Raw genomic sequence first — 25,868 nt, 5'->3', positions numbered from 1 at the left:
ATGACTGTACATTCTGATTTCAACACACTCTATCAAACGTATTATCCGAAGGTGTTAAAGCTTTGTTTGGGGTACACTGGCGACTATGCCCAGGCCCAGGATTTAGCCCAAGAAACGTTTGTAAAGGCGTGGCAAAATAGAAGCAAATTCAAAGGAGAGTCGCTAGTGAGTACGTGGCTGTATCGGATTGCGGTAAACACCTGCCTCAATCACTTACGAACAGCCCGTACGCAGCCAACAGATCAACTTCAGCCCCATCACGAACAGCAGACTACCGACGAAACCAATGAACTGGACCAGCAGGTACGTCTGCTATACACCTGCATCAGCCAACTCGCGGAAACTGACCGCCTTATTATCTCGCTGGTTCTGGAAGATACTCCCTACCCAGAAATCGCCCAGATTGCCGGTATTTCGGAGGGAAACCTACGACTAAAGATTCATCGCATCAAGCAGCAACTAACCGACATTTATCACCGCTATGGACGATTTTGATAAACTTAAACAAGTTTGGCAACAACAGGCCGTTCCTGTTACCAAGCCCGATCTGGATCTATTAAAACAAAGCAATGCCGATCATCAGCGTAAGTTAGAGCGCCCGCAGCTTTTTTCGGCGATCTCCCTCTTTCTTACGTCAGCCTTTATTCTCTGGATGGGCTTTTTTAGCTCTATTACGTTCCAGTCAAGACTTACCTACGTAGCACTGGCCTTATTATCACTAGTGCCTGCCATCCAGGGCGTTATTAGCCTAACTGTGTATAATCGATTGCGACGTATAGACGTAACCGCACCAGTTACCGAACACTTATCGCAGTGGGAGCAGTACTATGCTTTCCGGCAAAAAATGGTCCGCATTAATTTACCGGTCTACTACGTCCTGTTGAATGGAGCCTTTGGCTTATATTTCATTGAAATGCTCGGCTACTTTCCCCTGATAGGCCAGCTAGTTGCCCTTAGCCTATACGTAGCGTGGATGCTGTTTGCCTATTTTGTTCTGGGGAAACGCGCACTTCGCAAAGAAAATGGCCGGCTGATGAGCATTATCGATAATCTAAAAACGATTCAACAGCAACTAGACGATAATCATTAGCGTCCGTGCCTATGTGGTCGTCCTACTCGTACGGGTCTTCCTCTACCCCGAGCGATTGCTCCCAGCAAGCCCCCCGAATCGGTTCTCATTATCCCGAATCGAAGATAAATCCCATAAAATGTTTTAGAGCTATCGGTGATTTCGTTACTGAAATCATAGTAGCCGGTTGTGAGACCGATACCCAGACGAGGAGCAACCTGCGCAATAATGCTATACGTTAATTCCAGCATTAAGCTCCCTTGACTATCAAAAACCCGACCAGCTCCAATAGTCATCTCATTCGCGAAAATCCCGTAATTCGCTACGTCCATTGTAACGCGCCCCTCCAGAAAAAGTGTTGTATCCGGACGTAGCGAATTGCGACCAAAAGCAATACCTAAATCGATTACGTTAAATGATTTTCCGATTTCGATGCTTTGAGCAATACGATCACGCGGCTTACCGGCCCCCGTATAAATTGAGAAAGGCGTTGTGCGAACATAGATAGGGGCTGCCTTGAAATTAAAAATCGATCGGGCTGAGTCTTCAGAAGATCGACTTATCCGATAATATTGCTCCCTATCCAATCGCCTTTTCGTCGTATCGTTTTTTATAGACTGGCCATAAACACAGGAACAGATAAACAATAAGACCCAAACGGCCAGTATTCGTACATGTTTTCCCATAGCGCATCAGAAACTTAACACGAGTTACAAAAAAAATAACCGCCCTCAATGAGCGGTTATTTAGCGATCTGTTTAATTGTCTCTATCGGCTGGCTACTGCCGATTTCCGGGTACGTATTTTTTGGATAACCCATTCACCAACCTGTTTGCCTTCTCCCTGCCCATTTTCCACGGCTGCCCGGTAGTGAATCCCACCATACATCCGGCTGACTGATGCTTCATCGGCAGCATTTTGAAATGATTTAAACGATCGAACACCATGCCCATACTGGAATTCCGTAGAATCCGTGAAGGCAATATTATCGCCAATGAGTTGGGTCAATACCGTTGCCGCTGCCGTTGAGATTACACTATGGCCACTTGGATACTCTGGAAAGGGTGGCGTCTGCAAAAACGGCGTCCATTTAGGATCAATGTGTTTATTGATAACTGTTTCGGGCCGAACCGTCTTGGTACGGTATTTTTCATCCCAGCAGGAAATAAAACCATCACTCAGGGCAAACGATGTAAGCGCATACGCTTCAACGGTTTGCATCATGTTTAGCTTTTTCTGACGGGCTACCGTTTGGGCAATGCCCAGCCAGTGTCCGCCCGGCGTCATTTTCTTACTAGCATACATAACGTGCCCTGCTACGTTCATCACGAACGCATTATCGTCCCAGAAATAGGCAATATCCTGTTTCTGCTTATCAAGATTCTTACCGATCTGATAAACCTCTTCCAGTTCTTTTTCATAGGGGCTACCCTTCTGTAAGCTATAGGCCGGTGGACGAGGAGGCATAAACTGGCTACACGTATCCATTGCCCAGCAACGTAGCTTGTTCCATTGTGGCTCTGCCGCATCCATGTAAGCCGGTGGCGTTGGCACCCAGCTTCCTTCTTCGTTCGTTACGGTATGTTTAAACCCACGAGTTTGCTTGTAGCTATCCTTGGCAGCATAATCGAGAATGTGCTTGGCTACGGCTTCGCCATAGGCCATTGACCGCTCATAAACCTCATCTGATACACCGTCTTTTTTATATTGCTCGTAGAATTTCTTTTCGAATTCATCGTAGAATTCAACGGAGAATGTCAACGCACGGGCAACCGTCAAAAACGCATGCGTACTAGATAGTGGGAAACAATATTCTTTGCCTGCGTCTGGCTTCGGACTAGCCTCAAATCGCTTTAACTTTCCACCCAGTGACTCATACTGAGAATCGAATGGAACCAGTGCTTCATAACCAGCCAGATTAGCGTAACTATAAATTCGGCTGGCAACGGGAGGAGAAAAAATATCGTGAATAACAACCTCGGTCAGTTTGTTGAGCGCAGAGTTATAGTATTCAGGATTAGAGGTTTTAGCGTTGTATTCGGCTGGCGAAGTAGATTTCTGACAACCGGCAATCAAAATCATAAAGCCAGCCAGCAACAGGCTGGCTCGAAGCATTATTTTCATACGATCAAATACCAAGTTAAATTGGGTCTTTAGTGAATTATCCCCAATTGGCATCTACAAAATTAAGGAAAAACACGGCAAAAAACCGAGTAATTATAACCGTGGTCTTCCTAGCTATGCGTCTAAAATTGCTCGGTTGTTATTTAATCAATAATGGTTTAAATAGCTGTAAACCTGAAGCATTTCTCGCTACAGCAATTAGCAATCCCTGACTGGTTTTGAGCGGGCGAATGTCTCTAATTTCGCCATTGAGCAGGAAGCCTGTAGCGATTGGAGATAGGGCCACGAAATTACCTTTTCCATTGTTCTGAAGAACAAGTCCATAACTGGCATCGTACCGCCCCTGATACGTACTGACTCCATACTGATTGCCTCCGCCCAACACATCCAGATCACCATCATGGTCAATATCGATTGCCTGTAGCGCAAACAGTTTAGATACCTGTGCTAGCATGGGCAACTCGTGCACGACAAACTTCCCGTTTTGATTTTCCAGATAAACCGATGCAAACTGATTGACAGAAAACTCTTCAGCCCCTTTTAATTCATCGTCTTTTACAACTTCATCCAGGGGTTTTCCGGCAAACGTTACGTAGTCAGTAAATCGTTTATTGATAATGCCCGGCATTTGTTTGCCCAGTTCATCCTTAAACGCTAACGGATACCATTGCTTTCCTCGATTATAAGCGAGAATCTGCTCAGTTGTCTGATTGTTGTCAATATCTTTCACCCACATCCGTAACTGTGAATCGGGCGTTTTACGGAGCTTGGTATTTGTCCCCAAATTACCAGCGATCAAATCAATATCCCCATCGCGATCGAAGTCGGCAGCGATGATACGTTGGTAAAAACCATTCAACGGGGTGTCGTTGGCCGTAATTGGCGCAACTTCTTCAAATCGACCTTTGTTATTAGCGAAGATGCGTATCGGCATCCAATCGCCTGCCAAAATTAAGTCGGCATCTTTATCGCCATCATAATCAGCCCAGACAGCATCAGTAACCATACCCGCTTTCCGCAGACCGGCCGCCAGCTTATCGGTCTGATCCGAAAAATGGCCCTTCCCATCATTAATTAGCAGATAAGAGTTCGGAGATTTACCATAGGAAAAGGCTACAACCCGTCCCCCCACAAACAAATCGAGGTCGCCATCCTGGTCAATATCAAAGGGCCGAACACAGCTTTTATTATCATACATCGGCGGCAGTGCATTGGCAGAACGGCTGAAATTACCTTTTCCATCATTCAGGTACAGACGGTCCATCAACTCTGGCATCTGTTTATAAAATTCGTTACCACCCGACACTACGTATAAATCCAGATCCTTATCCCCATCAGCGTCGAAAAAGACGGCATCGACATCCTCATACGTAGAATCGATGGTAAATGCGGGTTGCAGAATTGCACGGAATCGCCCATCAGGCTGTTGAAGAAGTAAGCTACCGGCTTGCCATTTGGCTCCTCCTGCGTAGATATCGTCCAGGCCATCCCCATTTACGTCGCCTATAGCCAGATGCGGCCCTTCTGAAGAGACCTGAAACGGCATTAAGGGCTCACGCACAAAATCAAAATACTCCTTATTTTCTTTATGGGTATAAGGGATTGAATCAGTTTTCGTTACGTCGGCGAAAAGCGGAATCTGGTTCGACGTAGCGTACGTATAATTTTTGCCGTCAAGCTGTGCATCCTTCTGATTCAGCACAATGGATTGGTTTGCTTTTACGTTTCTCCGAACCTCCATCTGCTGGTTCGGCCAGATAACGATTAACGAATCTATCGTGCTACGTCTACCAAGCCCAAACAACAATTCCGGAGCCACCGACGACTCGAAGCCACGGGTTGGCATTAGCTGTTGTATCAACGTAGTGCCACGTGAATCAGCATATTTTAGAATAACCTTTGCTCCTACGCCAAATGTGTTCGGTGCGTTTCCTTTCAATTTTACTGTCAGATGTTTATTATCAGGAAATAGCACTGTCGCATCGTTCTGGTAGATACTGGCCGGTTCATCGATATTGTTCGTTACCAAATCCAGGTCGCCATCATTATCCAGATCGGCGTAGGCAGCTCCGTTTGATAAGGAAGGAGCACTAAAACCCCAGGCTTCTGACTTATCTTCGAACTTCATATCCGGGGTACCCCGGTATAAATAATTGTGGACTTTTCCCTCAGGCATTCGCTGAATTGCAGCTTCATCCAGCTTCGATGACGTTCCCAGTTGCCTCTGTAGCAAACCGTCAGAGATATATTTAATGTAATCCAGGTTATTAGGACGACGGGCAATGCCATTAGCAACGAACAGGTCCTTTATACCGTCATTATCGTAATCAGCCAATAGGGGTGCCCAGCTCCAGTCCGTTGCAGCAACACCCGACAGCATCCCGACATCCATAAATTTCTTGCCACCTACGTTTATCTGCAGGCAGTTACGGCTATACTGGTTCATATAGCCGTAGGAAAGTTTGTATTGGTAAATATCGAGCGGATCTTCTCCCTGCGATGCCTTTTCTACGCTCTCGTCAGCCGGATACATATCCAGCGTTACTACATCAGGGTATCCGTCATTATTCACATCTGCTACGTCATTTCCCATCGAAAACCGGCTTGTATGCGCAAATGCCTCCCGAACACTTTCGTTGAAGCCTCCTTTGTGATCATTTACGTAGTAATAATCGTCTTCGTGGAAATCATTCGATACGTAAATATCCTCCCAACCATCGTTGTTGATATCGGCTACGGCTACTCCTAATCCATAACCCATCACGGCTCCGAAAATGCCCGCCTTTTCGCTGACATCCTCAAAAGGAATAGCATTTCCTCCGACTAATGCCTTTTTTTCCACGCTCATATTCCGAAACAGGTAGTCGCCTGATTCTCGATCACGAATGGTACGGGTAGACACTTTGTCAAAACTTCGGGATGTATGAACGGCGTGGTTCAGTAAAAAACAGTCCAGATCGCCATCATGGTCATAATCAAAAAAAGCGGCCTGCGTTGAGAAACCAGCGAAATTGAGTCCGTACTCAGCCGCTCGCTCCGTAAACGTAGGAATCCCATCAGGACCAGGTCCGTTGTTTATATAGAGTTCGTTGGTCCCTTTTAACCCTTTAAACTTACTGACAGCACACACATAAATATCGAGCAAACCGTCGCCGTTTACATCGGCCATCGTTACGCCTGTCTGCCAGTCAGCATGGCCGCCTGCGTTCGATTGGCGGGTAATATCAGCGAAAGCAAGACCTCCTTTATTCAAATAGAGTTTGTTCTGTCCTTGATTAGACACAAAATATAAATCGGTCAGGCCGTCGTTGTTCAAATCGCCAGCCGCCACCCCGCCACCATTGTAGAAATACAGATAATCCAGAATAGACAGGCTATCCGTATTGTGCAATTTGTTGACAAACCCGATACCAGTTTTCGTAGAATCGACTACCTGAAACAACGGCTTTTCCGAAGAACTGGCGCTATTCTGACAAGATGCCAGCCATGCGCCCCCAATCAGAAAAAGCATGACGTAACGTATCATGGTTTTCTTCCTTTAGCGACCGAAAAAATCTGTGCCCGGTCGTTATTTTTGGCTAGTATAATAAACTGCCCTCCATTAGCACCCTTTGCCATCTGCATGCGCCTGACCTGGCCTTTTACGAAAAATCCGGTTTCTTCAGGTTTGGTCCCGGTAAAACGTAGCTTCCCATCACCTAGCAGCAACAACCCGTAATTGGCATCATAACGGCCTACTTCCGTCAAAACGTCGAAGAAGTTTCCGGCCAGTAGAATGTCCAGATGGCCATCCTGATTATAGTCGCCCGTTAGAATGGTATGAATTGGCGATGTCTGCGCCTGAATTGGTAACGCTTTGCGCGTAAACGTACCATTGCCATTATTAATCAATATGGATGTCTCAGCGGTTTGTACGGTTTTTACGGTCATTCCTTCGCGTTGCTGAGCCGAAAAAATATCCTCAAAGCCAGCTTTTGCATAATCGACGTGCTTGATATATTTTGTTTTGATAGACGGCAACCGTTTCTGTAGATCAGGCTTTTGCACCATCACGCACTCCCGGGGTTCGCCATCAGGTCCGGGCCGATAACAGGTTATGATTTGTTCGTATGATCCGTTACGATCAAAATCGTTGCCGTACAAATGGGCAGGTGCGCTTTCGCTGGCTACCATCCGGCTATTCATCCCCATATTGCCAACCACAAAATCGATATCGCCATCCTTATCCAGGTCAGCGGCCTGAATGGTATTCCACCAACCTCCTGTATTAGCCAGTGTTTCAGCATCCATCCGCTCAAAGCCTTTACCTTTTTTGTTCTTCAGGATAGTGATGGGCATCCAATCGCCCACCAGCACCAGGTCAGGATAACGATCGTTGTCAATATCAGCCCAAACGGCATCTTTTACCATCCCTATTTCTTTCGAAAACGGCATGAGCTCCTGCGTGGCTTTTCTGAACGTACCATTACCATTGTTGACCAATAACACCTGGTCAGGATTCTGCCCGTATTGTCCCGATACCATTCGACTACCGACAAATAGATCCAGATCACCATCGAGGTCAAAATCAGCTGCTTTCACGCAGGAGTTATTTTCCAGTGTACGGGGCATGTTCTTATCCCAGGTAAAATTTCCCTTACCATCGTTTCTGTAAAAGCGATCGGCCAGATACGTTGGGTCCTCGAACTCATTACCACCGGTAGCGATGTATAGATCCAGATCCTTATCGCCATCGGCGTCGAAGAACGTAGCGGCTACGTCTTCCATATAATTGGCATCCAGTAAAAATGGCTGTTTCTGTAGGGTAAACGTACCACCTGGTTGCTGGATGTAAAGCGAACGAGGCATATCAGCCGCTCCACCCAGAAAAACATCGTCCAATCCATCACCATTGATATCCCCGACAGCCAGGGCAGGACCCTCACGAGACAGCATCTGCTTGAGTAGACCATCGCGATTATAATCCACGAAGTCATTCTCATGATGCGTAAAATCAAGCTTGGAAGAAGCCGTTACGTCGGTAAACAACCGTGGAGTCTGGGGTACTTTTGGCATCTGCACTACAGTCTGATCGGCATTTTTTGCGTAGAGCTGTAGCGTAGTGTTGATTTGAGGAGTACGTATTACCTGCTTTTTGTCTAATCCACTCACCAGGCCCGGCCAGATAACGGTCAGCGAATCAATTACTGGCTTTTTACCATTCACGTCGCCCCCCAAACCGAAAATCAGCGATAAATCGACCGACGACTGAAATCCCCGGTTCGGCATTTGTTGCAGATACTGCGTTTCCTTGCCCTGGTGAACATAAACTTTAGCTCCTATCGCATTCAGGTTCTGACTCGCACCGTGCAGTTGAACCCGTAGAAAATTCTTTTTCTCTTTCTCGACTGACAGGTTTTTGTAGATCGACACTGGGGAATCGTTATTATTGACGACCAAGTCCATATCCCCATCATTGTCGAGGTCGCCGTATGCAGAACCATTGGAGAAATTTGGCTCTCCCAAGCCCCACTCGGCTGCCTTATTTTCAAATTTCATTCCACCGCCTGCATTTCGGAACGCATAGTTCGGCAACGGATTGGAACTCATTTTATTGACATACTCTTTGTAATCGAACTTCCTTGTTCCTTCGATCATCGATTGCAAATCGGAATTGTCGGCCAGAAACGCGACAAAATCCTGATCGGTCAGGTCTTTCAAGATTCCATTCGCAACGAAAATATCCTTGTTGCCATCCATGTCCATGTCGAACAGCAAGGCGCCCCAACTCCAGTCGGTAGCACTTGTTCCAGCCATCCGGCCGATTTCAGAAAAGGTACCGTTTCCATTGTTCAAATGAAGCATATTGCGCGAATCCTGATGATAAAAATCGCGCGATTCTTTCAGTTGAACCAACTCATAACTATCGAAAGATCCAGTGGTTTTTAGCCGGTAATCGTCGTCAGGCAGCATATCTGTCACAAAAATGTCGAGATTACCATCGTTGTTGATATCGGCTACGTCAGCCCCCATTGACGACAGGCTGATGTGGCCCATCTGGTTTTTGATATCTTCTTTGAACGTACCGTCTTTCTGATTGATATAGAGATAGTCTCGCTCGTAAAAATCGTTTGAGATATAGATATCGAGCCAGTTGTCGTTGTTAACGTCTCCAATAGTAATGCCCAAGCCGAATCCAATCAGGCTTCCATAAATACCTGCCTGTTCGCTGACATCCGTAAATTTCTGATTGGGGCCATTGTTTCGAAAGAGTTTATCGCCACCTAGTTTATCTCGTGTATCGCGCATATTGGCATAGCCCAGCCGATCCATCGGAGTAAAGCTATTATTTAGCAAATACATATCGAGATCACCATCACGATCGTAATCAAAGAAAGCCGCGTGAGTAGAGAAACCACCGTCTTCCAGACCAAACTCTTTGGCTTTTTCTACGAAGGTAGGCATAGCGGGCGCACTGCCTCGTTTCTGTACCCCCTGATTAATGTACAATTGATTACCACGGGCATCGCGGCTACCGGAATTACAGACGTAGATATCTAACAGGCCATCACCATTCACATCAGCCATCGTTACGCCTGTAGACCAGAACTTTTTGCCCGTAATACCTGCCTTCTCAGTAACGTCTTCAAACGTTAGCCCGCCTTTGTTAAGATAAAGCTTGTTGTTTTCGAAATTCGATGTCAGAAAAATATCAGGTAAGCCATCGTTATTAACATCACCGATGGACACCCCACCTCCATTATAGAAATTGCGGTAGCTAAATATGTTGAAGTCTTTCCGGTCTAGACTGCGATTAATAAAGTCAACGCCTGTTTCGGAAGCCGGCAGGGATTCGAATAGCTTATGCTCCTCATCCGTATGTCCATTACAAGCCCATACGCTCCATGCAGCAATTACGATCAGGCCTAGTTTTGTTTTCATTTGTTACGGTATTTTCATTACTAGGCAGTAGCAACCCCTAGCTTGCTTATCCAACCAACTATCTTAACTTGAACATCATGGCTTTTTCACTCACGCGACCAATCACTATAGACTTCCCGACTTTTTTAATGTCCCGTACATCGCCCCGTACAAATAAGCCCGTTTGGTCTGATGAGCGTTCGGCAAAACGCCAGTTTCCCAGATTGGTCAGCAACAATCCATTATTAGCATCCACTTTACCAATACGAAGTCTCATGCAGGAATTATTGCCCATTAGCAGCAAATCCGTTGTACCATTGTGATCAAAATCATCAGCCAGAATACCATAAACCGGAGCATATTGGGCAGACAGGGGTAATGGATGCGGCACAAAGGTACCGTCTTTATTTTCCAGAACCAGCGTCCGTAGTTCATTGATCTGCCTTGTTTTAGCCTGCCGGAGCTGCTGTTCATCAAAGCAATTTTCGATACTGGCATTAGCATATGCCTTGTAACTTGTGAATCGCTTACGTAGTGAAGGGACTTGCTCACAGATTTCATCCCGAGAATAGGCCGGATACATTTTACCTCCAATGGCATAGCTCATAAAAAAATCGAGCGTGCCATTCTGATCAAAATCGTCATAAGTCAACGTAGCCGGTTGTTCGGCGCTGGCAGTGATCTGGGTATTCTGCCCCAGATTTCCCAGAATCAAATCGAGGTCTCCATCTCCATCCAGATCCGCCTTTTCGATACGGTTCCACCAACCGGCCAACTGATCATACACGCTTGTCTTTTTGGCCGATAGTTGGCCCTTCTGGTTCAGCAGTACGGTTACGGGCATCCATTCGCCCACCACTACCACCTCAGGCCAGCCATCCCGGTCAACATCCAGTACAGCCGCATCGGATACAATGCCGAGCGTTCCCAAGGACTGCTTCGTGAAATTGGCTTTCCCATCGTTGATCAATAGAAAACTCTCATCGGCCGCTGGGAAACGAAAGGATTTAATACCGCCACCAACGAACAAATCCAAATCACCATCACGATCCACATCAATCGTTTTTACGCAACTTCCATTCTCAGCTTCGGCTGGTAGTGCTTTTTCAATCCACCCTCCTTTCTCCATTAACCAAAGTTGATCCTGTTTTTGCGCAGCATCCCGAACATCGTAACCGCCGTTTACTAGGTATAAGTCGGCCTGTTTGTCACCGTTGAAATCAGCCAGCACAGCATCCTGGTTAGGTCGGGCCGTCAGCCCGGCAATGGGCTCTTGGGCAAAAGTTCCAGCAGCCTTTTGTGTGAATAACTGGCCCTTCTTGACTACGCTTCCACAGATAAAGAAATCAGGCAGGTTATCCTTATTTACGTCACCAACGGCAATACGAGGCCCAGTGGCTGAATACTGCATCGGCAACAGAATTTGCCGATCAAAATTATTGACCGAATCGATCTGATGACTAAAATCGACGGCATTACTCACCTCTGTGAATATAGTCCGCGAGGATTCTTTTCTCAGTTCCTGCCCTTGATGCGCGTTCCGGTAATCGATTACCAGGCGCTGGTTAGGTGTAACATGGTCAATGACCTGGATTTTTCCATCTGGCCAACGTACCGTAATACGTCCCGCTTTTGAGGTCTCATTCAGACCAAATAATGAATGGCCATGACTGCACGACTCAAAACCTCGCGTGGGGAAATATTCCTGCACCTGTGTTAGTGTATCGAACGTAACGGTGAGCTTAGTACCAATACCAAATGGGTTAGAAGAAGGCCCTTTCAAGGCAATACTTAAGTAGTTGGCATGGGCTGTTTCCTGAGTGTTATTTTTATACAGGCGAGCCGGTTCGTTTAGGTTATTGGTTATGATTTCTAAATCGCCATCATTATCCACATCAGCATAGGCACAACCGTTTGAAATAGCCGGTTCATCGAAGCCCCAGCCAACCTGCTGATTAGTAAAGGTTAGGTTTCGGTTATTCTGGAAGATGTAATTTTTAGTAGGCGTTGAGGGCATTTGCCTGATTTGCTCAAGCACAGGCAAATTCGCTGAATTATCCGAAAACTTAATAAAATCGGCATCTGTGAAATCCCGCAGAATACCGTTGCTCACAAAAATGTCCTTATAGCCGTCCAGATCGAAATCAGCTAGTAATACCCCCCAGCTCCAGTCCGTTCCGGCCACACCCGCTAACTGCCCTATTTCAGCAAACTGTCCATTGGGTTGCTGGATCTGAAGCATATTACGCATATTCTGATGCCAGAACCCATTACGTAACTGGGCTTGATACACATTCCAGCTATCAGGCCAGGGTAGTGTTTTTTGACGCGCGTTGCTTTCAGGCAACATATCGAGCGTCATGATGTCCGGGCGAGTATCATTATTCAGATCAGCCACATCGGCCCCCATCGCTGAATAAGATGTATGGGCTACTCGCTCACGCAGTTCATCCCGAAACGTACCATTACGTTGGTTTATATAGCAGTAATCGTCCTCTACGTAATCGTTCGTTACATAGACGTCAGGGTACCCATCGTCGTTAAGATCCGATATCGAAACGCCCAGGCCAAAACCCAACGGATTACTTTTGACACCAGCTTCAGCCGATACATCCACAAAATGGCCGTTATCGTTTTTAAATAGTTTGTCCCCTGCGTTATAGTCTCGCTCGGTTCGCATGATTGCGGCTTCTTTGCGCTGGTACTCTTTGAGATTATGGTTGATCAGAAAACAGTCGAGATCGCCATCCAGATCGTAATCAAAAAAAGTAGCCTGTACTGAATAGCCGCTATCGGCCAGCCCGTATTCTGCAGCCCGGTCTGTAAATGTCAGGTTATGGTTGTTGATGAATAATTGATTGCGACGTAACGAATCGGTTCGCAAACCAGAATAACAAACGTAGATATCCAGCCAGCCATCAGCATTTACGTCAGCTAACGTAACGCCCGTTTTCCACCCTCCGGCACGGCCTGCTACGCCCGCTTTTGTTGTGATATCGGTAAAATGAAGCTCTCCTTTATTGATGAATAACTTATTTGGAACCTGATTTCCGGTAAAATATACATCAGCCAGGCCATCGTTGTTCAGGTCGCCAACAGCAACACCGCCACCATTATAGAGATACTCAAAAGCAAGGACGTTTTCCTGTTCCGTTTCCTGTAGCTGATTGATAAACGTAACGCCTGTTTCAACAGGGTCTGTACGGGTAAATCGTGCTTTTTCTGAATGGCAGCCAGCCAAAGCAAGCAAAAAGAATAGGCAAAAAATAAGTTTCATCCATGAATAAACGTAAAAGTATCGCTCCTCATTCCACCATCTGGAAAACAAACAGCAGCCTTCTGGGGCTGCTGTTTGCAATGGATATCAGGAAGCAACTCTTAGTAACCAGGGTTTTGCTTCAGATTTGGATTACTGTCAAGTGCCCGTTGTGGAATTGGATAAACCACTTTCGTATCAGCTGACTTGGTAGGACGGTTGTCAACAGGGTCCAGGAATGTACCAAAGCGAATCTGGTCGTTCCGGCGCCAGCCTTCGTAATACAGCTCAAAACCGCGTTCGGCCAGAATGGCTTTCAGATCGATTGGCGTTTTAGCGGCTACGCTACGATTTGCCCGAAGGTCATTGACAAGTTTTTCAGCCGTTTGACCCATTGGATCTGTACCTCCCCGAAGAATAGCTTCTGCCTTCATCAATACTACGTCTGCATAACGGAAGAAAACATAGTCATTAGAAGGGTTGTCCAGGAAGCCAGGCTGAGGAACGTATTTCATAACCCGGATACCTTTCGCTTCGGTTGCATACGACAGATTCACATCAGGCGTAAATACCAGCGGATTACCACTACGATCTTTCAGGGCAACACCTTTTTCATCGTACTGCTGCCCAACCAGGAAGCCAGCGCGTGTACCAATTTTATCGGTAACGCCTGGATACGCCTTCCCTAGACGCTCATCCGCTTTATCGAAGCTGTTGTAGAAATCAGCTAAAGTTGTAAAGCCATTCCAGCCGCTGGGTTGCTGGCTATAGTGCAGTCCCATGTAATAACGGTTACGCACGTTACCAGGCTGAGATGAATTGTCATTCGCGATAACAAAGATATTCTCCTTCGACAGGGCTGTATTGTCGGGCGCAAACATATCGAAGTAGCCTCCCTTAGGCTGGATCGAAAACTTACCTGACGACATAATCGTATTACAAGCAACGATAGCAGCATCCATATCCGCCTTAGCAAATGTAAATGGACCGGCTGGTGTAGCAGGAGATTGCTTATACACAGCTTTGTTGAGCAGTACTTTAGCTAACAAGAACTGTGCTGCTTCTTTAGATGCTTTGTTGTTGGTAGATGCCGTAACAGAAGGTAATACAGGTATAGCAGCCGCTAAGTCCGCAAGAATATAATCGGTAGCAGCTGATCGATCCAATACTTTTGGATTGGCATCAGCTGCATCCGTAGCTTCACGAACAGGCACCTGACCATACAGGTCAACTACATAAAACATGAAGAATGCGCGCAGGAATTGTGCTTCTGCCTTAATAGCAGCATTGTTGCTTGCTACAGATATCGTCTGCGTTGCCTTAAAGACACCACTATTCAGGTTGTTCCAGGCATCAATAATCTGGTTGTGCTGCGAATCCCAGGTATGCTGGTGTAGTTTACGCCAGGTCCCAAAGTCGTCCCAGTCAGTTCCCCGTGTCGGTCCCTGCATTTCGTCAGACGAGTGTTCTTCCAAAGCATACTGGTTTGCCTGGTCCGCAAATGAATTCAGAGCCGAGTATACACCTTGCAAGGAACTGGCAGGGTCAATGGCCACTCCCCCTGTGCCTGTAGCCTCCGTAGAGGATAGCTTTCCAAGCACCGTATCATCCAGATTGGAACAACCTGCCGTACCGAGCAACATGCCAGTGCACAGCAGCGTGATTGTTTGATATTTTGAGAAATTCATGAGTTGACTTATTAAAAGTTGTTGACTAATCACGAACCTTATGTATGCCTTTTCTTCTAGCTGCTATCTACTCCACACAAGCCATACAAAAGGTTCGAACTATCAGTTTTTTAGAATCCAACATTAAGCCCTAACGTTACGGTACGCGGTACAGGGAATGGCGTGTAGTCGATAGCTAACGATGGAATGTTATTCAATGTTTTAATTGAGTTCACCTCAGGATCTAACCCCGTGTACTTCGTAATCAATAACAGGTTTTGGCCTGTGAGTGATAGATTCAAGGTTTTAGCAAATCCACCCTGTGGTAAAGTAAACGTGTATCCAATCGATGCATTCGCTAACCGTACAAAATCGCTTTTCTCCAGGAACCGCGTCGATACAGCCCCTGAGTTCAATGGATTCTCGGAGCTACTAGCTACGTCCTTCGTTACGTTACGACCATTTTTCAAAATTCCTTTCAAGAATAACGCGTTGGCGGTGTTGTTGTATACATAGCCACCAAACTGGCTGTTGAAAAACAGGCTGGCATTAAACTTACCGAACGTAAAATTGTTGGTCAAGCCAATACGGAGCCGAGGAAATGGATCGCCCTGAATGGAAGATGGAGCAGCTTCTCCACCTGCATAGGTAGAATACCCATTTGAGTCAAATCCAGTAAACGTTGGAATGTAAAACGAGAACGGAGCATAGCCATCGCGAACCGTTTGGGCGTAGGCACCTGATAGTCCCTGGCCGTTGATTGGGCCTGTAGGCACAATTGTACCAATGCCTTTCACAATAGGCTTCAGGATGGTAGCGTTGGCCGATACATCCCAGCTGAAGTTTTGTTTCTGAACAGCTTGATAGTTTAATACGACTTCAACCCCTTTGTTAATTACTGAGCCTGGCAGGTTTACCCATCTGTAGTTAACCGGAGCAGGCTGTGCGTAAAACACCTGGAACAGCAGGTTTGTGGTGGTTTTATTGAAGTAGTCTATCGATCCGCTCAGCTTCCCTTTCATCACCGTGAAATCAAGACCAGCTCCGTAGGTTGTGTTTTGCTCCCATTTGATGTCTGGATTTGGGTTATTATCCTGCGTAGTTGAACCATCTGAATTTCGGATAAAGATGATTTTTGATACGCCACCAGCAAAGTCCTGATTACCTGTTATACCGTAGTTAGCACGTAGTTTCAGATCATCGAAAATGCTCTTCGGCACAAAGCTTTCCTGCGACAAACGCCAGGCACCTGCCAACGATGGGAAGAAACCGTATTTGTTGTTAATACCGAATCGTGATGAACCATCAGCCCGCAGGGTTGCCGTTAACAAATATTTATCCTGAATGTTATAGTTAACCCGGCCAAAATAAGACTGCAGATCATTTTTGCTATGATCTGAGGTCGCTCCAAACGCTTTGTAAGTCAAACCGTTAGCTCCCCCCAAATTATCCGTATAGCTAATCAGATCCAGGTTATACCCAAAATAAGCAGCTAGACTTGTATTCTGCTGATTATTAAAGTTCTGGTAGGAGAAACCAGCCAAAGCGTCCAGGGTACTGTTACCTATCTTCTTATTATAGTTGAGGGTATATTCGACCAGTTTAGACGTCCGGTATTGGTTATTGATAATGGCAGCCCCAGCACCCAGAATATTGACCTGGTTATTACTGATTCCTATACTAAAGTTACCGCCAAGTCTAGAATCTACTTCTGTCCGCCGTACGGCAGTGGAATTATCAATAGCAAAATTAGCCTTAGCCTGCAATCCATCCAGAATTTGCCAGGTGATGCTTGCATTAGCCAATGTACGGTTAGTTACACCCCGGTCTCTAATGTAATCCAAAAGAGCTGCCGGGTTCCGGAAGTCACCACCGGGTTGATAGAAGGTACCATCGGCATTCCGAACCGGATAGGTTGGGTTGGCCTGGATAGCGGCTCCAATCAGGTTACCCTGTGCACCAGCGTTCGTCGTATTCAGTACGTATACATCCTGAACATTGGATGTCGTAGCATTAACTGCCAGTGTCACTTTATGATCGAACAAATCATGGCTGGCATTGACACGACCTGTAATACGCTTCTGACCCGCTTTTTTAATGATACCTGGCTGGTCCTGGTAACCGAATGAGAAACGGTAACGCGTATTTTCGTTACCGCCACCGAAACCTAAGTTATAATTCTGGGTTACACTGGTCCGCAAAATTTCATCCTGCCAGTTCGTATTCGCTTTTTGGTCAACAACAGACAGATCGCCACCTGCCGCCTGAACACCGGCCAGAAATTGCGGAGCAGTCAGCAGATCATAGCGCTTGTAAGCTGAAGCTACGCTGGACGACGCTGAGAATGATAGATCGCTTTGACCAACTCGGCCTTTTCTTGTTGTGATCAACACAACACCGTTAGCGCCACGAGCACCATAGATAGCAGCGGCCGATGCATCCTTCAATACTGAAATGTTTTCAATATCTGACGGATTCAAGAAACTCAATGGGTTACGGGCTGGTGACGTACCACCACCAAAGTCAGTTGACGTACCGGCATCACCACCATCCAGAGGAACACCATCGACAACAAACAGTGGGTTATTACCTGCCCGCAGCGATACAGCACCCCGAATCGATACGTTGATCCCAGCTCCTGGCTCACCGCTTGCCGGAGTAATTTGTACGCCCGATACGCGACCTTGTAATAACTGCTCAGGGGAAGCAATTACACCTTTGTTGAAGTCCTTAGGCCCAAGCGATGCAACAGATCCCGTTGCATCTTTCACTTTTTGGGTACCGTACCCTACGACCACTACTTCCTGTAACGCCTTGGTATCATCTGCTAATTTTACATCAATGGTAGCCTGATTCCCAACAGCAATTTCCTGGGTGGTATACCCAATGAAACTAAATATCAATGTGCCGTTATCAGGAACATTAGCCAACGTGTATTTACCCGATACGTCAGTAGTTGTCCCGCGCTGCGTTCCTTTAACCTGTACACTTACTCCAGGCAAAGTCGAGCCGGTAGCATCCGATACAGTACCTGTTACGGTACGTCCTTGCGCCCATGCAATCTGATTCGCCAGGAACATCATAGCCAGCACTGTCAAAAAGCCAGATAGAGCTTTCCATCTAAATGACTGGGGTTGAGAAGTCTCAACCTGACCTACGTAGCCACGCAAATGGCTACTTGTGTAGGATTTGTCCATCATAGGTTTATCGTAAAAAGTTTAAAATATGGTATGTTGTTTTAGGTTAAAGATTGTACGCTATATTCTGCCTTACCTCCAAAACATATAGGAGTATGTACCTAACAGACTCTTAGTCAATTTGTCTGTAGAAACTTAGTCAGAATTTATAGAACATATACCTGAACCAGCTGGCAAATTACTAAATACACCTGCTAAAATACAAGTATGGTATGTTAAAATTAGCTTATTGGCGGTCAATTTTGTATCATAACAACTGTTAAAATACCTATTAAAATACGCTTATTGCAATCTTATAGACTAAGCATTTTTCACATAAATATCTGATTATAAGAACCATTCCTTAGTGTAACAGTACCACTAAATATAATTTCCCCGAAATTGAGATACCCAGTAATTTCATGAAGGGCCCCTGATAATATTGAGGGAATAAAACTAATTTTGCCTGTATTCTGGCAATTGCCACCGTTCTGCATTTATGGATTCAGAAGTTATACGGCGCCTGGCCGATCAACTATCAGGGGATATTTACGATGATAATACGTATCGTACCCTCTACGCAACCGATGCTTCAGCTTACCGTGAGGTACCTACTGCAGTAGCCATTCCCAAAACGATTGAGGATCTCAAAACACTGATTGCGTTCGCGCGTGAGCATAAAACCTCCCTCATACCACGTACCGCCGGTACGTCGCTGGCGGGTCAGGTAGTGGGAAATGGAATTATAGTTGATGTATCAAAGCATTTTACGAAAATTCTGGAAATTAACCCTGAAGAACGATGGGTACGTGTTCAGCCAGGCGTTGTTCGCGATGAGCTGAATGTTTTCCTGAAGCCATATGGCCTTTATTTCGGGCCAGAAACATCAACGGCCAACCGCGCCATGATCGGAGGAATGGTTGGGAATAATTCCTGCGGTTCCAATTCTGTCGTTTACCGGGCCACTCGCGAACATACATTATCCGTTAAAGCATTACTGGCCGATGGGTCTGAAGTTGAATTTGGTAGTACCAGCAACTGGGATTACACAAAACTGATCAGTGAAGCCAGTCGGAAAAATGGATCTGCTACGTTGTTTGAGCAAATTCTTCTAAAAACTAACTCCATTTTAGTCGATCCAGCCAATCAGCAGGAAATCAGAAAGAATTTCCCGAAACGGACAATAGAACGGCGCAATACTGGGTATGCGCTGGATGCTCTACTCGATATGGAGCCATTTACTGCTGAGGGCGAGCCATTCAATATGGCTAAATTTATTGCCGGATCAGAAGGTACGCTTTGCTTCCTGACTGAAATTAAATTAAACCTGGTGCCTTTACCACCCAAAGAAGGTGGGCTTGTTTGTATTCATTGCCATTCCATTGATGAAGCCTTGCGGACAACGCTGGTGGCTTTGAAATACAAACCGTACGCTGTCGAATTAATTGACGACATTATTCTTGAACGAGCGGATTCTAATCCCGAGCAACGGAAGAACAGCTTCTTCGTTCAAAAAACACCAACCGATCATTTTCCTATTATTCTGGTGGTTGATCTCTCGCGTGACACACGGGCTGAGATAGAAGCACTGGCCACGCAGATGGAGTCGGAGCTACGAACTGCCGAACTAGGCTACCATTATCCATTGCTATTTGGAGACGACACCAAGAAAATATGGGCGCTACGTAAAGCCGGGCTTGGTTTGTTAGGCAATCTGCCCGGCGATGAAAAAGCCGTGGCCGTTATTGAAGACACAGCCGTTGACGTGCATGACCTACCCGACTTTATTCGGGATTTCAACGAAATTCTTCAGAAGCATAACATGCACGCTGTGCATTATGCGCATGCTGGTTCGGGAGAAATACACTTACGGCCGATTATTAACCTCAAAACCGAAGAGGGACACAAACAATACCGAACCATTGCCGAAGAGATCGCAACGCTCGTAAAAAAATACGATGGCTCGCTTTCTGGAGAACATGGCGATGGTCGACTACGAGGTGAGTTTATCCCGCAGATGGTTGGTCCGCATAACTATCAGTTAATGCGGCAGATCAAACACGTTTGGGACCCGGAAGGCATCTTCAATCCCAACAAGATCGTTGAAACTCCGCCAATGGATACGTTTCTTCGGTATGAGGCCGGTCAAAAAACGCCGGAGTTTAAGACGTATTTCCGCTATAAAGACCAGAACGTTCTGCAACATGCTGAGCAGTGTAATGGATCGGGAGACTGCCGCAAAACGCAGATATCGGGTGGAACGATGTGCCCGAGCTATATGGCGACACGTAACGAAAAAGATACTACCCGCGCCCGGGCCAATATCTTACGTGAAATGCTCACGCGCTCTCCAAAGGAAAACCGATTCGATCATCAGGAAATCAAAGAAGTCTACGATCTGTGCCTATCCTGCAAAGGTTGTAAGAGTGAATGCCCTTCAAACGTAGACGTAGCAAAGCTTAAAGCCGAATTCCTGCAACAGTATTACGATAGCAATGGTATACCGATTCGATCACGACTGATTGCCAACTTCGCCCGGCTATCGGGGCTGGCATCGTTGGTTCCCTGGGTCTGGAACGGCGTACTAGGCACGCCTTCGCTCCGGCGACTAGCCAATCGTATGGTTGGTTTCCATCCAGAGCGTACTATGCCGCTTTTGAGTAATACAACGTTAAAAAACTGGGCCAAACGCCGAGAAAAAAATACCAACGCAACAAGGACCGTTCTGCTCTTCTGCGACGAATTCACGAATTATAACGATGTTGAAGTCGGGCAGAAAGCGATTCAATTGTTTGAGCGGCTGGGCTATTCCGTCGTCATTCCAGAGCATGGCGAAAGCGGCCGGGCGGCTCTGTCGAAAGGCATGCTCAAATACGCCAAAACGCTGGCCGAACGTAACATTCAGCTACTGAAAGATATTGTTACGTCCGAATCACCGCTTGTTGGTCTGGAACCATCGGCAATTCTAACATTCCGCGATGAATACCCCGACCTGGTCGACGAATCGATGGTGGCCGAAGCCAGACAGTTAGCCGCCAATACGTTGACATTTGAGGAGTTTATTGCTCGCGAAGCAGATGCCGGGCATATTACGTCTAATCAGTTTACGTCAGAAAAAAGGCTTATTAAACTGCATGGGCATTGTCAGCAAAAAGCAGTCTCATCGCTGGTGCCAGGTAAAAAGGCACTTTCTCTCCCTGTAAACTACACAACGCAATTGATTCCTTCAGGATGCTGCGGTATGGCGGGCTCATTTGGCTATGAAGCCGAACATTATGAGGTTTCTATGCAGGTTGGCGAACTGGTATTGTTCCCCACCGTACGTCAGCAACCTGCCGATGTACTTATTGCAGCTCCGGGCACATCATGCCGCCATCAAATTAAAGATGGCACATCACGTAAAGCTCAACACCCTGCCGAAATTTTGTTTGAAGCGCTGAAATAAGCAGCTTATTCCATTACGTATCGCTTTGGTTGTTCTGATTCAAACTCATGAACGGCCAAAGCGATTGTGTTTTCTAACAATGTCAACTAAATAAAATTAGCTATTATTAGTATAGAAACTTTTTACTTCTATTGGTTTATAATTTATAAAAATTAAATTTTGGCAAATAAATACCATACTTGAGAACCTTAATAAAGGTAATGGTAAACTTTATACGTCTCCTCGTTCTAAGCGCCTGTTTTTTAGTCAGCGTGACGGTATCAGCTCAACGAACTCCGCCAGCAGACCCACCCCTTTGTGCTACACCCGATCTGACCAGAGATGAGCTGAGGGCTTTAAATGCCGCTGCTACGTTCGCGTTGACCATGAAACAAGCATCGGGAACAGCTGTTTCGGGGATTACCTATGTTCCGATAAAGCCACATATCTACCGCCGAAGCAATGGAACAGGCGGTATGACATTAAACAAACTCAACAACGTAATGGCTATAACAAATAGCTATTATATGCTTAACGGTAGTGGAATCCAGTTCTATTTTTGCGGCACAACGCCTGATTACATAGATAACGACGCGCTCTATAACAGTTTTCAGGCTTACGTTGAAACGTCGGCAAATGGCCGTGATGCGTTGAATGCAATGAACTTATACTACGTTAATGCATTCAGTCAAAGCGGATTAGGTGGGTATGCTTATTTCCCCAATAATACAATCCAGTCGACACGCTCCTTTATTTTGAACGAAGCTGATGAAGTAGACCTGGCAAACCGACTGTTACCCCATGAAATTGGGCACAATTTTAGTCTGTACCATACATTCGGTAATTCAAATTCAAGCACAAACGAATTGGTGACACGGGGACCCGGCGCTAACTGCCTCACTGCCGGTGATGAGCTATGCGATACGCCAGCCGACCCTTATGGAAAAACGGGAGCCAGCATTATTAGAATCAATGGTTGCGACGTCTACAAAGACGATGGCGCGGTAGACGCTCAGGGCCAGCGCTACGTCCCTTCCATGACGAACATCATGTCCTATTATTTTCCCTGTACACACGATTTCACTCCCGGTCAATATGAACGAATACAGGCTGGGCTAGCGCTACGTCAGAGTCATACCGCCTATACACTAAATTGTCCGCCAACAACTGTTGCGGCTCCAACTAACGTAACAGCAGTTGCTAGCAATGGAAGTATAGTAATCACCTGGCAGGACAATGGTAGTAGCGAAATGGGGTATTTCATCGAGCGTTCTACCTCATCTACTAGTGGATTTGTACCGATTGGCGGTGTAGGTACAAATGTTACTACGTATACTGACGTAACGGCAGCTGCTGTGATGACCTATTATTACAGAGTCCGTCCTTCCAATAGTACCACTCAGGGAGTTAGCGGTGTAGCCAGTGTTTTTTCACCCGGTTGCCGTCCCATCTACGGCCCATCCAATTGTACAGAAGGGGATGGACTAAGCAGTTTTGTTTTCAACGGGACTACGCTAAGCCAGAATTTAGGTTGCTCAACTGGAGGGTATAATTCCAGTACGATAGTAACAACAACTGTTACGCAGGGGCAATCGTATTCTTTTAACGGTACGTTATTATCATCAACGTATCAGGAAGGCGTTTCGATTTGGGCTGATTTTAACCGAAATGGAGCCTTTACGTCAGATGAACTGGTATATCAAACGCCAACCACAATTAACCAGCCTTTTTCGGGAAGTATCAGTTTTCCATCCAGTCTATCAGCTGGTCCCATAACGATACGCGTTGTTGTTGCCTATAATACAGTTCCGAACGACCCTTGCGGTATTTATCTATACGGTGAAACCGAAGATTACCAGCTACTGGTAGCCCAACCCGCTTCCGCCGATTTAAGTCTGACTATGCAGACAAGCACTCGCACGTTGCTCGTCAATCAGCCAGTTAATTTTTCAGTTACGATCCAAAACGATGGCCCTAATCAGGCAACCGGAGTTAGTTGGCAAAATCGATTGCCGCCAAATGTAAGCTTCGTCAGTGCAGATGCCGGTGTTGTTAGCTCTGGGTCGGCTGTCAGTGGCAGTGGTATATCCATCAATAGTGGAGCATCAGCAACATTTGTTTATCAGGTGCGACCAACCCAACCAGGCACGTATATCAATGCTGCCCAAATCATCGCCAGTAACCAACTGGATCCTGACTCAGAACCGAATTCGGGCACCGGTGATGGGCAGGACGATGCAGCAACCATAGACATTCGAACCATATCCAGTGCGGCTGGTAGCGTTTTTACTTCGCCCAATCCGAATCAAACCCCACTACCAGCGGTTTTGTCCAGTCAGCCTCCAACCGATCCTAATAAAGCCGATCTATCTTTAGCCATGATGGTCGATAAACGAACGGCCCAACTTGGACAGCCGGTAACATTTACGATTGTTATTTCTAATGCGGGCGGCTCTTCAGCTAGTGCTGTAGTGGTCAGGGATACGTTACGTGGCTTTACGTTTCTCAGTTCTCCGTCAGGCGCAACTATAGTTGGTAGCGGAAGCGGCTACACTATTCTTGAAGCAACAGTTAATACGATTAACGCTGGCAATTCAGCATTCATCCTTTTCAGCGCAACACCAACCATCAGTGGTTCTGTAGTTAGCAGGGCGCAAATCTGGTCAACACCAACGCCCGACCCTGATTCAAGACCGGGATCCGTTACGCCAACAGGCAATAATTTTAATGGAGAAGACGATACGGCCTGGATTGATCTGAGAATTACTCCCTGATGAGCTTTTATCAAAATCCTGTTAATTGAACGGCCATTGGCGACGTACGCCAGCAGATACCAGAAAAGCCACCACACCCAGGCCTATTACGGTCAAACCCGATAGCATGAACGTAGTGCCGGTAGAAAAGAAAATAAAGAGCCATATGCCGATTGCCAATAACACAGGTAATGGATATAACGGCATTCGAAACGGGAACTCTGACGCTTTTCGCCGGCGATGCAGTAGCAATAACCCTACAGCCTGTCCAACAAACTGGATAACAATTCGCATGGCGAGAATAGCGGTAATCACATCGCCCAGCCTGAATAACAGGCTGAATACAAAGCCGAGCCCACCCAGAAACAACAACGATACGTAGGGGAATTGGCGGGTAGGATGAAGTCGGGCAAAAATACGGAAGAACTGCCCATCGGCAGCTGCGGCATAAGGAACGCGCGAATAGCCAAGTAAGACAGCAAATAACGAAGAAAACGCGACCAGCAGGACTAAAATGGTAGCCAGTTTAGCGGCCGATGGCCCGTATAACGTTTCTACGAACGTACTAACGATAAAGTCACTATTCTGAGCCTGCTGCCAGGGCACTACGCTAACAACGCTGATATTCATCAGGAGATACAAACCCGCGATACCCGCAATTGAAATGAACATACTCGCCGGAATATTCCGGGTCGGATTTTTAATTTCACCGCCCAGATGGCAAACATTGTAATAGCCTAAATAACAATAAATTGTCTTCACTGATGCCTGCCCTAGCCCAGCGGCAATAAGTCCCCCACTGACCGTCCCCATCGACCCTAACGTTTCGGATAATGGAATTTGGGGATTACTTAATCCACCAATAATAATCCAGCCCAGCGTAATTAGTACGGCCCCCCACATGATCAGGCCAATTTTCCCAATCGAGTCAATCTTTCGGTATAATAAGATAATAATCAGAATGACAACGCCCCCTGAAACGGCTCTACGCTGCCAATCATCCAGCGGCATTAGGTACGACATATATTGAGCGAAACCAATTGCTCCCGACGCTACAACCAATGGAGCCTGAATCAGCGTTTGCCAAACATATAGAAAGGAGAGTAAACGCCCCCAACGTTGCTCGCCATACGATATTTTGAGAAACTTATAACTCCCCCCAGCCTGCGGAAAAGCAGCCCCCAGTTCCGACCAGACAAAAGCATCCACCACAGATACAACGGCTCCTAATATCCACGCCCACAAAAACTGGGGCCCGCCGAGTGTTTTTATTACCAGCGGCAATACCACAAATGGACCAATACCAACCATATCGATCATGTTCAGGGCGGTTCCCTGAAGCAGATTAAGACGTCGTGGCAAAGTCAGATTATCACCCGTTGACGCTGATGAGTCCGAAGAGGGATGAGAAGATGTCGAATCAACCAATGGCGTAAAGGAAAAAGCCTACCTAACTCACAGGCAACGGTTAGTGTCGCTGTAAAAGTTCGATTCTACTC

General features: G+C 46.3%; 12 protein-coding genes. 4 read left to right on the top strand and 8 right to left on the bottom strand.

From position 1 onward, the window contains the following. Entirely contained in the window at positions 1–495 is a 495-nt protein-coding gene (locus tag GK108_RS02760) for an RNA polymerase sigma factor (protein WP_163942370.1), read from the top strand. Next, the gene (locus GK108_RS02755; protein WP_163942368.1) at positions 482–1,090 is read left to right on the top strand and encodes a hypothetical protein; all 609 of its coding nucleotides are present in this window, start codon (positions 482–484) and stop codon (positions 1,088–1,090) included. The genes GK108_RS02760 and GK108_RS02755 overlap by 14 nt, the downstream gene beginning before the upstream one ends. Here the strand turns inward: GK108_RS02755 and GK108_RS02750 are convergent. From GK108_RS02750 to GK108_RS02720, 7 genes are all read right to left on the bottom strand, one after another. After that, on the bottom strand, positions 1,087–1,755 hold the full coding sequence (locus GK108_RS02750; RefSeq protein ID WP_246224641.1) for a hypothetical protein: 669 nt from the start codon (positions 1,753–1,755) through the stop codon (positions 1,087–1,089). The two genes, GK108_RS02755 and GK108_RS02750, sit on opposite strands and share 4 nt — an antisense overlap. A gap of 82 nt (positions 1,756–1,837) precedes the next feature. Next, a complete protein-coding gene (locus tag GK108_RS02745) occupies positions 1,838–3,193 on the bottom strand; it encodes a vanadium-dependent haloperoxidase (protein ID WP_163942366.1) in 1,356 nt (451 codons plus the stop codon). Between the two features lie 139 nt (positions 3,194–3,332). After that, complete coding sequence (locus tag GK108_RS02740; RefSeq protein WP_163942364.1) at positions 3,333–6,719, bottom strand: VCBS repeat-containing protein; 3,387 nt, start codon at positions 6,717–6,719, stop codon at positions 3,333–3,335. Continuing rightward, positions 6,716–10,114, bottom strand: a complete 3,399-nt coding sequence (locus tag GK108_RS02735) for a VCBS repeat-containing protein (protein ID WP_163942362.1) — start codon at positions 10,112–10,114, stop codon at positions 6,716–6,718. The genes GK108_RS02740 and GK108_RS02735 overlap by 4 nt, the downstream gene beginning before the upstream one ends. 58 nt (positions 10,115–10,172) lie before the next feature. After that, on the bottom strand, positions 10,173–13,370 hold the full coding sequence (locus GK108_RS02730; RefSeq protein WP_246224639.1) for a VCBS repeat-containing protein: 3,198 nt from the start codon (positions 13,368–13,370) through the stop codon (positions 10,173–10,175). Positions 13,371–13,471: 101 nt separating this feature from the next. Next, on the bottom strand, positions 13,472–15,037 hold the full coding sequence (locus GK108_RS02725; protein WP_163942360.1) for a RagB/SusD family nutrient uptake outer membrane protein: 1,566 nt from the start codon (positions 15,035–15,037) through the stop codon (positions 13,472–13,474). Between the two features lie 110 nt (positions 15,038–15,147). Further along, positions 15,148–18,216 (bottom strand): SusC/RagA family TonB-linked outer membrane protein, encoded by a 3,069-nt coding sequence (locus GK108_RS02720; RefSeq protein WP_163942357.1) that lies wholly within the window; start codon positions 18,214–18,216, stop codon positions 15,148–15,150. 475 nt (positions 18,217–18,691) lie between these two features. Between GK108_RS02720 and GK108_RS02715 the strand changes: the two genes are divergently transcribed. Further along, the gene (locus GK108_RS02715) at positions 18,692–21,637 is read left to right on the top strand and encodes an FAD-binding and (Fe-S)-binding domain-containing protein (RefSeq protein ID WP_163942354.1); all 2,946 of its coding nucleotides are present in this window, start codon (positions 18,692–18,694) and stop codon (positions 21,635–21,637) included. Between the two features lie 251 nt (positions 21,638–21,888). Next, a complete protein-coding gene (locus tag GK108_RS02710; RefSeq protein WP_317166472.1) occupies positions 21,889–24,390 on the top strand; it encodes a GEVED domain-containing protein in 2,502 nt (833 codons plus the stop codon). A gap of 21 nt (positions 24,391–24,411) precedes the next feature. Here GK108_RS02710 and GK108_RS02705 read toward each other — a convergent pair whose 3' ends face one another. Next, complete coding sequence (locus GK108_RS02705) at positions 24,412–25,731, bottom strand: APC family permease (protein WP_246224637.1); 1,320 nt, start codon at positions 25,729–25,731, stop codon at positions 24,412–24,414. Between the last annotated feature and the right edge of the window lie 137 nt (positions 25,732–25,868).

Source organism: Spirosoma terrae (assembly GCF_010435915.1).
Lineage (GTDB): Bacteria > Bacteroidota > Bacteroidia > Cytophagales > Spirosomataceae > Spirosoma > Spirosoma terrae.
The sequence above is the reverse complement of the archived record's forward strand: the minus strand, read 5'-3'. Positions and strand labels throughout refer to the sequence as shown.